The following is a 13107-nucleotide window of genomic DNA, read 5'->3' on the forward strand; positions in this document are numbered from 1 at the left end:
GAAAGTTGTTGAGGACCTACAATGACCTCACGGGCGTAGAACTTCCGTGAGGAGCGAATCCGAATCATGACGCCGCCGCAGCCCTCCCCGCGCGACGAGGCCCAGGTGCGCCTCTTCGTCGAGAACATGGCGATGTTCCTGGCCGACTGGGGCTTCCCGCGGATGGCCGCGCGGGTGCTGATGGTGCTCATGGCCGCCGACGAGGAGCGGCTGACCGCGGGCGAGCTCGGCGAGCGGCTCGAGGTGAGCGCCGCCGCGATCTCGGGCGCGGTGCGGTACCTGCAGCAGCTCGGCCTGGTCGTGCGCACCCCCGTCGCGGGCTCGCGCAGCGACGCCTACGAGGTGCCGGAGAACTCCTGGTACGCCTCTGCCATCATCAAGGGAGGGCTCTACCAAAGGCTCGCGGATCTGTCCGACCAGGGCGCGCGGGCCGCGGGCGGCCAGGGGGCGGGCGCGCGCCGGATGAACGAGATGCGCGACTTCTTCCAGTTCCTCGACCGCGAGGTGGGCCGGCTGCTCGAGCAGTGGGAGACGGAGAGGGGTCTGCGATGAACACGTCGGAGGTCGCGGCGGTGGCCCAGCTGTGGCGCTACCCGGTGAAGTCGATGCTCGGCGAGCGGGTCGAGCGCTCGGACGTCGGCGGCTGCGGGCTCGCCGGCGACCGCCGGCTGGCACTGATCGATCAGGAGTCGGGGAAGGTGGCGAGCGCGAAGGCGCCGCGGGTGTGGCGTTCGCTGCTCGCCTGCTCGGCCGCGGGCGAGGAGGAGGCCGTACGCATCAGCATCCCCGGGGACAAGCCGATCTGGAGCACGGACGCGGCCGTCGACGAAGTGCTCTCGGCGTACACGGGCCGTCTCGTGCACCTGGCCGACACTCCCCCGGCCGACGCCGTGCTCGACCGTTCCGTGCCCGACCAGGTGCTGCAGGACGGTGCGGAGGCCGAGGTCGAGGCTACCCTTTCGCACATCGGCGGCGCCGTACCGGAGGCGTCGTTCTTCGATTTCGCGCCGCTGCACCTGATCACGACCGCCACACTGCGGCGCGTCGCAGAGCTCGGCGGTCCGACAGACGTGGACGTACGGCGCTTCCGCCCCAACCTGGTGCTCGACACGCCCGAATCCGGCTTCCTCGAGGCCGGGTGGTGCGAGCGGGAGCTGCGGATCGGCGAAAGCCTGCGGCTGCGGGTGATCGCCGGCACCCCGAGGTGCGCGGTGCCGACGCTGGAGCACGGCGACCTGCCGCGCAACCCGGCGGTCCTGCGCACGCTGGCCCGACACCACCGCGTACCTCCGCGCGCCGACTGGTCCCCCGAGCCGTGCGCAGGCGTGTACGCCGAAGTGCTCGAGCCGGGGCCGATCGAGGTCGGCGACATCGTACGCATAATGTCGTAAAGTCGGGCGTTAAGGGTAAGCACCCTCCCGTAAGCGCACTGTTGCACTCACCCAGACCCGGAGGTGTTCCGTGGCGTCCGGCGGATTCCGACTCAAGCGCATCTACGAGGAGCCGGCACGGCAGGACGGTATGCGGGTCCTGGTCGATCGGCTCTGGCCGCGCGGCATGAGCAAGGAGCACGCGGAGCTCGACGAGTGGGACAAGGAACTCGCCCCCTCGACGGACCTGCGCAAGTGGTTCCACGCCGACCGCGATGAGCGGTTCGATGAGTTCTCCGAGCGCTACCGGGCCGAACTGCAGGGGGACGACCAACAGGAGCGCCTCGCGACCCTGCGGGGCAAGGCCGCGAAGTCGACGGTCACGCTGCTGACCGGCACCGCGGACGCCGAGCACAGCTATCTGGCCGTGCTGCTCGAGGAACTCGAGCAGCGGTAGCCGGCTGGGCGGTCCGGGTGCGGGGTTCAGCTTCCGTCGCGCAGATCGGCCAGAGTGCCCGGCGTGAAGGTGATCTGAGTGAACGTCACGCTGATCCCGTCACCGGTCGGCGACTGCGCCAGCAGCCCGACGCGGGCCGGCTCCGTGCTCTCGCCGAGGGCGAAGTAGCGCACCATAGACCAGTGCTTCTCGTCGGTCGAAGCGTGGAACGCCCAGGTCCGTCCGACGCGCGCCACCCGCAGGCTCACGGTGGAGCCCTCGACCGGGAACGCGTTGGCGTCGTCCGAGAACTCGCGGGTGACGACGGAGACCACGGTCGGCTGGTTCTGCGGGCTGTACTCGAAGCAGAGTTTGGCGAACCGGTCCCGGCCGGCGTGGACGACGAGCACGCCCGCGTCGAAAGTGGAGGCGAAGGGTACCGTCACCCGCGCCGACAGCGTGAAGTCCCCGGCCGGGGGCTCGCCGAGCAGCAGGCCGACGGCGTAATCCGGGCCGTCGCCGTTCGGATCGATGAACATGTCCGAGCGCGCCGCACCGGTCAGCGTCAAGGCGCCGTCCGCGTCGAGCGCGTGCGTGACCGGCAGGTCGCCGTGTTCATGAAACCCGAAGGGCAGAGCCGGATGGATGATGCCCGTGACCTCGTTCATGCTGTCCGCTGCCTCTCCCGCACGCCGCTGTTCCCGGTTAGAATGGCCTTTACTCACCTACGCCTTGGGGAGGAACCGGTGAGCCGCCCCGCGATCGCCAGCTTCGTCGAACGCAGGCTTCTGGTCAACTTCCGCCTCGATCCCGAGACCACCGCCCGCATCCTGCCCGCCGGGATGCGGCCGCTGCTGCGCCGCGGCCACGCCGTGGGCGGGATCTGCCTGATCCGGCTGGCCGGGGCCCGCCGCTCCGGCGGTCCGCTGCCCGGCCTGGCCGACCTCGCCGGACGCTTCGGCCTGCGCACCGAGATCGCGGTGCACCGGATCGCCACGGTGTGGCAGGGCCCGGACGGACCCGAGCAAGGGGTCTACATCCCGCGCCGCGACACCGACTCCCGGATCAGTACCCTGACGGCTGGGCTGTTCCTGCCGGGCGAGCACCACCTGGCCCGGTTCGAGGTCGAGGAGAGCGCGCAGCGGCTGCGGATCGGCTTCCGCAGCGCCGACGGCAGCGCGCACGCGCAGGTCCAGGCGCTGGTGGCGGACCGGTGGCAGGGCAGCTCGCTGTTCGCCGACCTCGACGAGGCCTGCGCCTTCGCGCGCGAGGCGCCCGACGGCTTCCCCGCCCGCGCCGAGGAGTTCACCATCCGCCCGGCCACCCTGGTGCAGGTGGCCTCGAGCTACTTCGAGGACCCGGCCCGCTTCCCCGAGGGCTCCGCCGAGCCGGACAGCGCCCTGATCCTGCGCGACGTCGAGGCGCTGCGCGCACCCCGGCCCGCGCGTACGGCGCACCGCCCCGCGCGCCCGGCCGCACACCCGATCTGAGAGGTCTGACACGCGCTCTGGACAACGGTGCCGGAGCGGGATCAGGATGGGCGCACCGGCGGCGCCCCCCGAGCCGCCGCCTCCCGCCCGACCGAGGAGCGAGGAATTGTCCATCACCACCGCAGAGATACCCGGCTACGTCGCCGGGACCTGGACCGTCGACAACATCCACTCGCACGTGGGCTTCACCATCAAGCACATGATGGTGAGCAAGGTGCGGGGCCGGTTCACCGCCTACACCGCCGAGTTCACCACGGCCGAGGACCCGCTCGCCTCGACCGTCACGGCCGTGATCGACGCCTCGTCCATCGACACCGGCAACTCCATGCGGGACGACCACATCCGCTCCGCCGACTTCTTCGACGCGGGCAACCACCCGTCGATCACCTTCACCTCCACCGGGATCCGGGCCGAGGACGGGCAGCTGCTGCTCGACGGCGAGCTGACCATCCGCGGCGTCACCAAGGCGGTGGCGCTCGAGCTCGAAGCGCCCGCGTTCGGGCCGGGACCGCAGGGCGGGACCAAGTCCGGCTTCAGCGCGGCGGTGGAGATCGACCGCACCGACTTCGGGGTCAGCTACAACGGCCCGGTGCCCGGCGGCGGCGTCGTGCTCGGCACCAAGGTGCAGATCATCCTCGACATCGAAGCCAGCCTCCAGGACCCGAAGGACGAGTAGCTTTGGCGCACGCCCGCCCGGCAGACACGACGACATGGCCCTGCTGATCGAACGCTGGCAGCGGCACGGCCAGCACCGCCTCTACGTCAAGGACACCGAGACCCGCGCGCAACTCGGCTACTACGACTGCCGCACCGGGAAGCTCTCGCTCAAGGACGAGACCCGTTCCTACGAGATCGTGCTCGCGTTGCGCCCGTACCTGTCCGGCTCGGTGCCCGCGGGCCTGCAGCATCTGATGCCGGAGTACCCCGCCCCGCCTGAGGATCTGCTGGCCCGCACCGAGGAGTACGAGACCTTCTCCGACAACTTCGAGCGGCCCAAGCCGCACGGGCTGTCGCGGATCTCCTGGCCTCGCGGGGAGAAGGCCGAGCGCGTGGTCGGCCGGCGCCTGGTCCGGCTCAGCCGGGACGGCTGGGACCTGTTGCGCACCGTCGACCCGCACGAGGGCGCCGAGGCGGCCTACCTGGTGATCGGCCCGCCCGGCGTGTTCACCGTCAGTGCTCTGCGCCACCCGGGGGCCCGGATCCGGGTCGGCGCGGACGCGGTGTGGGTGGACAACACGATCAAGCAGTACCTGCGCCACGCCCGGCACGAGGCCGCCCTCGCCGCCCGCCGTCTCGCCGCACAGCTCGGCCAGCAGCCTCCGGTGCTGCCGGTGCTGGCCTTCGTCGACGCGGCGGACGTGGACACACACGACGGCCATCCGGACGTCCTCGTCGTTCGCGGCGAGCGGATCGACGACGAGCTGCGCGACTGCAGAGCGGCGATCAGCCTGCCGGAACGCGACCGTCTCGTGGCCGCGGTGCACCGGTCCGGGGCATGGACGTTGTAGCCGCGACCCGGGCCGGCCGGGCCCTGGCGTGGCGCGCATCGACCCTGGGCGCGGGTGAGCCCGGAAGCGGTCAGCCGAGTCGCGAGTTGGCCAAGGTTTCGTAAGATTCCTCGGATTGCTTCGCCCTACGCCCGAAGCCGTGCCAGACTGCCCCGCATGCCGAGACGAGACAGCAGGGGACACCGCCTGCCCACCGGCGGCTACCGTGAGCACCGGTTGGCTATCTGGGGCGTGACCGGCTGTGTCGCGGTGGCGGCCGGCGTGGCGCTGACCGCCGGACTGGCCGCGGCCTCACCCCAACTCGGCGACATTCCGGGCACCACCGACCGCCGCCCGGCGTTGGCCGGCCTGCCGACCACGCACCCCACCGCGCAAGTGGACCCCTCCGCGCAGCCGCTGGGCCGGAGCTCGACGGCACACCTCTCGCCGTCGGCCGCGAGTCCGTCGCCCACGCCGTCTGCCGACCCGAGCGCCGACGCGAGTGCCGATCCGGGCGCCGGCCCGAACGCGAGCGCCCGTCCGTCGAACCGGTCGTGGCCTCGACCGACCTCGCCCTGGCGCCGCTGAAACCGTTTCCGCCAGGGAAATCCGGCCTCATCCGTCACTCCCGGCCCCCTGTTCCGCTCGCGCCACACTGCGCCAGGGCGAGGGCGGGACACCGGCGCCGCGTGCGCGTAAGCTCCCAGCCAACGTGGGACGGGAAGGGGTCGGGGGCCATGGGTGTCGCGGAGAACCGGCCCTCGCACGGAAATCCCGACCCGGGCCGGGAATGGCGCCCGCCGCAGCCGACCTTCGACCTGCCGCATCCGCTGCGCATGCGCGACTTCCTGCTCGGCGGCAAGGACAATTACCAGGCCGACCGGGACGCGGTCGAGGCCACCCTCGCCGTCTACCCCGACCTCAAACTGGCCTTCCAGGCAGAGCAGGCCTTCCTGCGCCGGGCGATAGCCTGGATCGCCGACCCCGCCCAAGGTCTGACGCAGTTTCTGCACCTCGGCGCCTTCGTACCGACGCGCGACAGCTATGACGGCCAGGTCCGCGCTCAGTGCCCTGAGGCCACCTTCGTCTACGTCACCGACGACTCGATCAGCGCGGCGCACGCACGCGGCGTGCTCGCCGCGCAGGCGCGTCCGCAGGGCGAGGTGTACGTGCAGCTCGCCGACTTCCGCGAACCCGGACCGGTGCTGCGCGGCCCGTGGCTGAGCGAACGGCTGGACCTGAGCCGGCCGGTCGGCGTGCTGCTGGTGGGGATGCTCGATTTCACCGCCGACGACGAGCGGCTCACCCTCGCGCTCTCCCACCTGCGCGCCGCGCTCGCCCCCGGCAGCCTGATCGTGGCCCAGCACGCGCTCGAACACCCCGCACCCGCCACCTCGGCCCAAGCCCGGCGGCTGCTCGGCCACAACCCCTTCCAGTTCACCGCCCGGCCGCTGCGCCGGGTGCGCGAACTGCTCGCCGGGTTCGAGTTCGTCGACCCCGGCTTCGTGCCGTGCACCTCGTGGCGCCCGGACGGCGAGGGCCCGGGCGCCGAACTCGAGCCGCGTTGCCCGGTCGCCGGCGGCATCGCGCGCGTCTGACCGCGCCTTTCGAGAGGCGCGCGATCTGGCGATCAAGATCTGACGGGGCGTTTCTTCTTGTACCAATCGAGGTATATCGCTGATATAAGAACAAATCGGACGTAGTGCAATGCGAGGATCACATGCAACCCCCGCTTCGCCCCGTCCCCCGTGCCATTATCGTCGCGGCATGCGCATTGACCGCGGCTGTGACCGCGTCGTTTCTGCCGACGCACATGTCCGCACACCGGGGGAACTCCGCACCCGCCGCAGCCGCCACCGGCTCCAGCTGGGCGCGCACCGTCACCGGACGGCTGGTCGAGGTCGACCAGAACCGCTATCCGACTCCGTCGCTGCGCCTCGAGCAGCTGACCCATCCCGAAGCCGACTACATGGGCTCGACCGTCCGCGACCACGACCCGGACGTGGTGGCTCCCAACCCCATCAGCCCCGACTCCTCGATCCCGCACCTGCCCGGGATCGACGTGAGCAGCAATCAGGGCTCGATCAACTGGACCGGGATCTCCTCGAGCCTCGACTTCGTCTACGCCAAGGCGACGGAGGGCACGTACTACCGCAACCCCGACTTCACCGCGCAGTACAACGGTCCGCACAGCCGCGGCGTGATCCGCGGCGCCTACCACTTCGCCATCCCGAGCAACTCCAGCGGCACCGCCCAGGCCGATTACTTCATCAGCCACGGCGGTGCCTGGTCCGGCGACGGGGTGACCCTGCCGGGCGCGCTGGACATCGAGTACAACCCCTACGGCGCGAAGTGCTACGGCCTGTCCACGACCGCGATGACCGGCTGGATCTGGAACTTCGTGAACGAGTACGCGGCGCGCGAGCACGCGTATCCGGTGATCTACAGCACCACCGACTGGTGGCGCAGCTGCACCGGCAACGCGACCGGCTTCGCCAAGTACGACCCGTTCTGGGTGGCGAACTACGCCTCCACCGGAGGCGGGGCGCTGCCCGGGGGCTGGGGCTTCTACACGTTCTGGCAGTACGCCGACCACGGAAAGCTGCCGGGCGACCAGGACGTGTTCAACGGAGCGCTGTCCCAGCTCAAGACCCTGGCCTCGAAGGGCTGAATCCGCCGCTGATTCGTCCGGGCTTCACCCCGGCGTTCCTCCCTCCTCCTCGGCATCGGCCACGATGGACCCGACGCGCTCGCCCAGCGTCGGGTCTCGTCGTACCAGGATTACGGCGTAGCCGACGGACAGCGCCAGAGCGCCGAGCGCGATGTACGGATACCAGCTGTAGGGCGCGGCTTGGCCGGGCTTGGACAGGTAGTACAGCGGCACGATGATCACAGCCGCGCCGAGCAACGGCAGGACGGCGTGTTTGACGACGCGGAACCGCTCCGGCAGATACCTGCGGTAGTAGAACGGCAGGGCCAGGTTCGAGGCCAGATACACCAGCAGGACGAACACCGTGCCCATGGTGGAGGACTCGGCGAAGAAGGTCACCGCGTCCATCGACCCGCCGGCGCCGCCCGCGAGGTGCCCGAGCCCCCAGCCGCCGATGATCAGCAGCGAGACTGTCACGAACAGGACGATGGCCTTCGTCGGCGTGCGCCGGGTCGAGTGGACGCGACCGATGTAGGACGGCAGCAGGCCTTCGCGGCCGGCGTTGAAGATCAGCCGCGCCTGCGAGTTCACTCCGGCGATCAGCGCGCCGAGGGTCGAGGTCAGGCCGGCCAGGTAGGCGAGGAAGACGAGCGCGCCGACGGTGCCCTGCGCCACCGCGATGAACGGGATCGGAGCTCCGCCCAGCTTCGCCACGTCGTAGTCGAAGCCGGTGACGGTGGCGTAGGAGAAGAGCAGATAGCTCGTCACCATGATCCCGACCGAGGTGAACACGGCCCGGCCGACGTTGCGGCGCGGGTTGTCGGTCTCCTCGGCCAGCGCCGCCGAATTCTCCCAGCCGATGAACAGGTAGACGGCGAGCGGGAAGCCGGCCGACAGGCCGCTGAACCCGTGAGTGATGTCCTTCGGCTCGAACGGGCTCGCGGACAGGTGCGCGCCGTGCTTGGCGATGGCGACGATCGAGACCAGCACCAGCACGGTCATCTCGATCCCGAAGAAGAGCCCGGCGATCTTCGTGGACAGCGCCACGCCGCGCACCATGAGCAGGACCGCGCCGGCGGTGAGGATCAGCGTCCAGATGATCCAGGGGACGTGGAAGCCGGAGACGCTGTGCTGACGGAAGACATAGTGCTCCAGCATGAGCTCCAGGAAGCCGCCGGAGATGGCGATCACGGAGGCCATGGCGATGATGTAGCCGAGCCCGGCCAGCAGGGCGGTGGTCACCGCGCTGGTGGGGCCGAAGCTCTTGCCGACGAAGGTGATGAAGCCGCCGGCGGACGGGTGGGCGCGGGAGAACTGGGCGAGGGTGTTGCCGAGCAGCGCCACGGCCACGCCCGCAGCCAGGATGGTCAGCGGGGAGGCCACGCCCGCGGTGGTGGCGAGGAAGCCGAAGCCGAAGTAGAAGCTCATCGCCGGGCCGATGTTGGCCATGGTGGCGGCGGCGATGTCGAGCATGCGCAGCGAGCCGCCGCGCAGCCGGGTGTGCGGGGGGACGCCGGACCCGGCCGTCGCCCGTTCGGACCAGCGCGCTCGGCGCCGCTCACCCGCTTGGAGCAAGGGCCGCGCTCACTTTCCCGCGTAAGGGGCTTGCCGCGGGGTATCGGTATCGGCGGTGCCAGGCGGGCCGGGGTCGGCCGGGTCCGGCTGGCAGGAGGAGTTCGCACGAGAAGGGAAATGGTGATGAATCCGGAGACTGACACGCTTTCGGAACGGCCGGCCGAGCACCGGGTCGTGGGTGGCTTCCCCGCCCTCGCCACGGTGCCGGGCGGGCGGATCCGGGGCCGGGTGGCCGCGCGGATCGTGCGCTACGCGGTGCGCGATCTGCCGGTGCGGCTGGTGCTGCCCGACGGTTCGAGCCTGGGCGCGGGCGGCGAGGCGGACCCGGTCATGACGCTGCACCGTCCCGAGGCCTTCTTCCAGCGCGTCGGCGCCGGCGGGCTGATCGGCTTCGGCGAGTCCTACCAGGCCGGGGACTGGGACGCGGACGACCTCGCCGGGCTGCTCGGCGTTTTCGCCGCGAACGTCTCCACACTGGTGCCCGCGCCGCTGCAGAAGCTGCGGCGGCTGCACGTGGTACGCCGGCCGCCGACCGAGAACGAGACCGCGGACGAGGCCAGGGACAACATCGCCCGGCACTACGACCTGTCCAACGAGATGTTCTCGCTCTTCCTCGACCCGACCATGACCTATTCCTCCGCGCTCTTCGACACGCCGGCCGTGACGCCGCTCGAGGCCGGTACACCCGCGGGCGAGCTGATGCGGCTGGACATGAGCGACGGCGCGCCCGGTGTGGAGCTGCTGCGCGCGGCGCAGGAGCGCAAGATCGACCGGCTGCTCGACCTGACCGACGTCGGCCCCGGCACCCGCCTGCTGGAGATCGGCAGCGGCTGGGGCGAGCTGGCCCGCCGGGCGGCCCGCCGCGGGGCCAAGGTGCGCACGATCACACTCTCCGAACGCCAGCTGGCCTACACCCGGCAGCAGGCGGACCTGGCCGGGCTCGCCGACTCGGTACACGTGGAGCTGCGCGACTACCGCGACACCGAGGGCCAGTACGACGCGGTACTGAGCGTGGAGATGATCGAGGCGGTGGGCCGGGAGCACTGGCCCGCCTACTTCGCCAGCCTGTCCCGGCTGCTGGCCCCCGGCGGCCGGGTGGGCCTGCAGGCCATCACCATGCCGCACGACCGGATGCTCGCCACCGCGCGCACCCAGACCTGGATCATCAAGTACATCTTCCCCGGCGGCCTGATCCCCTCGATGACCGCGATCCGGCAGAACGCGGCGCGGGCGGGCCTGCACATCCGCGACGACCTGTCCTTCGGCGCGCACTACGCCCGCACGCTGGCGCTGTGGGGGGAGCGTCTGGTGGCCAACGCGAGCCGTCTGGGCTCCCTGGGCTTCGACGAGACCTTCCGGCGCACCTGGCGGCTGTATCTGGCCTACTCGGAGGCCGGATTCGCCTCCGGCTACCTGGACGTGCACCAGCTCGTGCTCAGCCGCGACCCCCTCGCCGCGGCGGCCTGAGCCGGTCTCGGGGTCCCGGGCCGGGCCGGCCGTGGGTACGATGGGCATCAGGGCTCTGCAGCGAGTCCGACGCGACGCCTTCCGGGGGTGGAAGCCGTGCCTCGTACCGACGGCCGGTCGGCCGCGCGCCGATCATCGATCACTCTGGCCGCCACGCTCGCCCTGCTCGGCGCGAGCCTGGCCGGCTGCGCCGACCTCGAGGCGACCGACGCCTCGGACGCGCACACCTACGCGCCGCACGGCTCCGCTTCGGCCGCTGCCGATCCCGGCCGGGATCCCGGCTGCGTCGCGGCGCTCAAGGCGATCAGCGCGTACGGGCCGTCGTCGGTCAAGCTCCTGGCCGACGGCCGCAAGGCGCTGAACAAGGTGGGCGTGCAACTGCTGGTGACCGCGCTCGGCAGCGCGGCGGACGCGGCCGACCAGCCGCAGGTACGCCGGGACATCCAGACGCTGGCCGACGTCTACGACGACTACTTCGATCTGAGCACCGACGCCGTGAGCGTTCCACTCTCGACCCTGCTCAAGGACACCGTGGACCTCGAGGGCCTGTGCCACGGATAGCGGAGCGGCCTACTCAGGGCTCGCCTTCGGCGCGGGCGTGGCCCCGGCCGACCCGTGGTGGTGCATATGCCCGGAGTGGTGGTAGTTCATCGGCGGGTTCAGATCGGCGAAGAGGTCGTCGACGCTGACGATCAGGCCGCCGTAGGCGATGTTCACGGACACCAGCACGGCGACTGCGGTGGCCGCGTACCCGCCGAGCAGCAGCCCGAACCGGGCCAGCATCCTGACGGCGCGCGGCCCGCGCACGCGGTTCCACAGCAGCAGCACGGCGACGGTGGCGAGCACGGCGACGACGATGCTCAGATACTGCGTGGCGGGACTGGTCAGCCGCATACCCGTTCCCTTCGAACACTGCGGACAATGGTGGCGGCGGTCACGTCGTGGGCCCGGTCAGCCGTTGCGAGAGCCAGGTGAAGGCGGTGGGCAGCATCTTCTCCCACGCGCTCTGGTTGTGGCCCCCGCCCAGCGGCGCGACGAAGGACTGCACCTCGGTCGCCCGGGCCCGCGGATTGGCCTTGGCCGTGGCCAGCACCTGCGCCGTCTCGGCCGCCGGATCGACGTGGTCCTGCTCGCTCGCCGTCATCAACAGGCTGACGGCGGGCGTCCGGCCGTGGCCGAGCAGCCACAGCGGGCTGTTGGCGTGGTCCAGCGCCGTGTCGGCCGTGAGCGTGTCCGAGTCCGGGGTGTAGTAGCCCGCCAGCGAGACGGCCGCCTGATAGCGGTCGGGATGCTGCAGGACGAGCTTGGCCGCGCAGAAGCCGCCGGTGGAGTAGCCCATCAGCCCCCAGCCGTCGGCGGCGGGCTCGGCCCGGAAGTCCGAGGTCACCACGTCGCGCACGTCCTGGGTGAGCCAGGAGTCGACGTCGCCGTCTCCGGGCACGTTGCTGCACTCCTCGTTGTCCCAGGGCCAGACGTGCCCGGGCACCGGCGTGACGGACGGCACGACCAGGATGAACGGGTAGACCTTCGCCGACTGCTCGGCCGCCTCGAGATGCTCGACCACGTTCATCGGCCCGATCCAGCCGTCCGGCGAGCCGACGACGCCGTGCAGCAGTTCGAGCACGGGAAAGTAGGCGTGCGGCTCCGTCGCGTACTGCGGCGGCGTCCACACGTAGACCTGCGAGTCGAGCCCTGACGCGGGACCGCGGAAGGTGGCCTCCTGAAAGCCGCCGGCCGACGGGCTGAAGCGCACCGCACGGTAAGCCGCCGCCGCGGCCGCCGGAATCTCCTCGTCCGCCGCCGCCCGCGCCACCGGCACCGGCGCCGGATCGAGCCGCACGGCCCCGGCCTGCCCCGCGAACACCCCGCCGCGCGTGCTCTGATTGCCCAACAGGTCCTGCCAGGAGACCACCAGGCCGCCGTTGGAGATGTTGACCCACACCAGGATCGCCGTCGCCGCCATGAGCTCCCCGAACAGCAGCAGCGCCCCCCGCTGCGCCACCCGCGCCGCCCGCCGCCCCCGCATCCGGTTCCACAGCAGCGCCGTCGCCCCCGCCGACAACAGCGCGAGCGCGATCGTGCACAACAGGAGGGAATCACTGGTCGGTGTCACGAGAAGAGATTAATGCTCAATATGCGCCTTTCCCGGCAATGCCACGCGAACACCTTCGAACCCGCACATACCTAACAGAATGATTACTCGCCTAGACCGAGTGCCGCGCCGTGACCGCTTTCCAGGGATAGTCGAGGAAGTTTCCAGAGCTATCTGACGTGTCGGCGCCTGAGCCATGGGATCGGCGCCGAAGCGCGCAAGGGCTCGATTGAGCCGTCTGCTGCATCGGTAAGACCGTCGATGATGATGAGCCGGATCCGGATCGGATCCTCGCCTTGGATTTCGGCGAACATCGCTTCGCCATCCCGCTGGACCAAGATTCACGCGTGGGCCCGGGGCCACCCAGAACCCACCACGCCTCGACAACCTCTCGCCGCCGACGCACCTCCTCCCCAGCCGACCTGCGCGCGGGGTCCGGGTGTCCCCGGCGCGGGGCCGTGCCACGCATAAACACAGCGTGCCGTGCGCCCGACGCCGGCTCTGACGCCGCAGTGAAGCGTAGGCGTCAGAGCCGGAGGG

15 protein-coding genes are annotated in these 13107 nt (G+C 70.9%); 11 read left to right on the top strand and 4 right to left on the bottom strand.

What is annotated here, in order from left to right; translation table 11 throughout:
* The first annotated feature begins 66 nt into the window (after positions 1 to 66).
* From ACTRO_RS09665 to ACTRO_RS09675, 3 genes are all read left to right on the top strand, one after another.
* On the top strand, positions 67 to 552 hold the full coding sequence (locus ACTRO_RS09665; protein WP_034262833.1) for a GbsR/MarR family transcriptional regulator: 486 nt from the start codon (positions 67 to 69) through the stop codon (positions 550 to 552).
* Positions 549 to 1391, top strand: a complete 843-nt coding sequence (locus ACTRO_RS09670; RefSeq protein WP_034262834.1) for an MOSC domain-containing protein — start codon at positions 549 to 551, stop codon at positions 1389 to 1391. Before ACTRO_RS09665 ends, ACTRO_RS09670 begins: the two co-directional genes overlap by 4 nt.
* A 70-nt stretch (positions 1392 to 1461) precedes the next feature.
* The gene (locus tag ACTRO_RS09675; RefSeq protein ID WP_034262835.1) at positions 1462 to 1827 is read left to right on the top strand and encodes a DUF488 domain-containing protein; all 366 of its coding nucleotides are present in this window, start codon (positions 1462 to 1464) and stop codon (positions 1825 to 1827) included.
* Positions 1828 to 1853: 26 nt separating this feature from the next.
* On the opposite strand, the gene ACTRO_RS09680 is transcribed toward ACTRO_RS09675, so the two are convergent.
* Complete coding sequence (locus tag ACTRO_RS09680) at positions 1854 to 2474, bottom strand: DUF1349 domain-containing protein (protein WP_084316124.1); 621 nt, start codon at positions 2472 to 2474, stop codon at positions 1854 to 1856.
* 78 nt (positions 2475 to 2552) lie between these two features.
* Between ACTRO_RS09680 and ACTRO_RS09685 the strand changes: the two genes are divergently transcribed.
* The 6 genes from ACTRO_RS09685 to ACTRO_RS09710 all read left to right on the top strand — a co-directional run bounded on the left by ACTRO_RS09685 (position 2553) and on the right by ACTRO_RS09710 (position 7454).
* On the top strand, positions 2553 to 3296 hold the full coding sequence (locus tag ACTRO_RS09685; RefSeq protein ID WP_051450581.1) for a DUF2071 domain-containing protein: 744 nt from the start codon (positions 2553 to 2555) through the stop codon (positions 3294 to 3296).
* Between the two features lie 106 nt (positions 3297 to 3402).
* The gene (locus tag ACTRO_RS09690; RefSeq protein ID WP_034262836.1) at positions 3403 to 3972 is read left to right on the top strand and encodes a YceI family protein; all 570 of its coding nucleotides are present in this window, start codon (positions 3403 to 3405) and stop codon (positions 3970 to 3972) included.
* A gap of 34 nt (positions 3973 to 4006) precedes the next feature.
* Positions 4007 to 4804, top strand: a complete 798-nt coding sequence (locus tag ACTRO_RS09695) for an NERD domain-containing protein (RefSeq protein WP_034262837.1) — start codon at positions 4007 to 4009, stop codon at positions 4802 to 4804.
* Positions 4805 to 4960: 156 nt separating this feature from the next.
* Positions 4961 to 5371: a hypothetical protein gene (locus ACTRO_RS09700; RefSeq protein ID WP_157436026.1), complete on the top strand. Its 411-nt coding sequence runs from the start codon at positions 4961 to 4963 to the stop codon at positions 5369 to 5371.
* Positions 5372 to 5520: 149 nt separating this feature from the next.
* Positions 5521 to 6381 carry an SAM-dependent methyltransferase gene (locus ACTRO_RS43105; RefSeq protein ID WP_051450582.1) on the top strand — a complete coding sequence of 287 codons (861 nt, stop codon included), beginning with the start codon at positions 5521 to 5523 and terminating at the stop codon, positions 6379 to 6381.
* A gap of 215 nt (positions 6382 to 6596) precedes the next feature.
* Positions 6597 to 7454: a GH25 family lysozyme gene (locus ACTRO_RS09710; protein WP_084317035.1), complete on the top strand. Its 858-nt coding sequence runs from the start codon at positions 6597 to 6599 to the stop codon at positions 7452 to 7454.
* 24 nt (positions 7455 to 7478) lie between these two features.
* On the opposite strand, the gene ACTRO_RS09715 is transcribed toward ACTRO_RS09710, so the two are convergent.
* Positions 7479 to 8906 carry an amino acid permease gene (locus tag ACTRO_RS09715; protein WP_034274016.1) on the bottom strand — a complete coding sequence of 476 codons (1428 nt, stop codon included), beginning with the start codon at positions 8904 to 8906 and terminating at the stop codon, positions 7479 to 7481.
* A gap of 225 nt (positions 8907 to 9131) precedes the next feature.
* Here ACTRO_RS09715 and ACTRO_RS09720 point away from each other — a divergent pair, with 225 nt between their 5' ends.
* Together ACTRO_RS09720 and ACTRO_RS09725 are read left to right on the top strand one after the other, a co-directional pair.
* A complete protein-coding gene (locus ACTRO_RS09720) occupies positions 9132 to 10475 on the top strand; it encodes an SAM-dependent methyltransferase (protein WP_034274019.1) in 1344 nt (447 codons plus the stop codon).
* 96 nt (positions 10476 to 10571) lie between these two features.
* Entirely contained in the window at positions 10572 to 11036 is a 465-nt protein-coding gene (locus ACTRO_RS09725) for a hypothetical protein (RefSeq protein ID WP_157436028.1), read from the top strand.
* 9 nt (positions 11037 to 11045) lie between these two features.
* Here ACTRO_RS09725 and ACTRO_RS09730 read toward each other — a convergent pair whose 3' ends face one another.
* Positions 11046 to 11369 (bottom strand): hypothetical protein, encoded by a 324-nt coding sequence (locus ACTRO_RS09730; RefSeq protein WP_034262840.1) that lies wholly within the window; start codon positions 11367 to 11369, stop codon positions 11046 to 11048.
* A 40-nt stretch (positions 11370 to 11409) separates the two neighbouring features.
* On the bottom strand, positions 11410 to 12588 hold the full coding sequence (locus ACTRO_RS09735; RefSeq protein WP_034262842.1) for an alpha/beta hydrolase: 1179 nt from the start codon (positions 12586 to 12588) through the stop codon (positions 11410 to 11412).
* Positions 12589 to 13107: the final 519 nt, after the last annotated feature.

Origin of the sequence: Actinospica robiniae DSM 44927 (assembly GCF_000504285.1) — a bacterium.
In the GTDB taxonomy this organism is placed as follows: Bacteria; Actinomycetota; Actinomycetes; order Streptomycetales; family Catenulisporaceae; genus Actinospica; species Actinospica robiniae.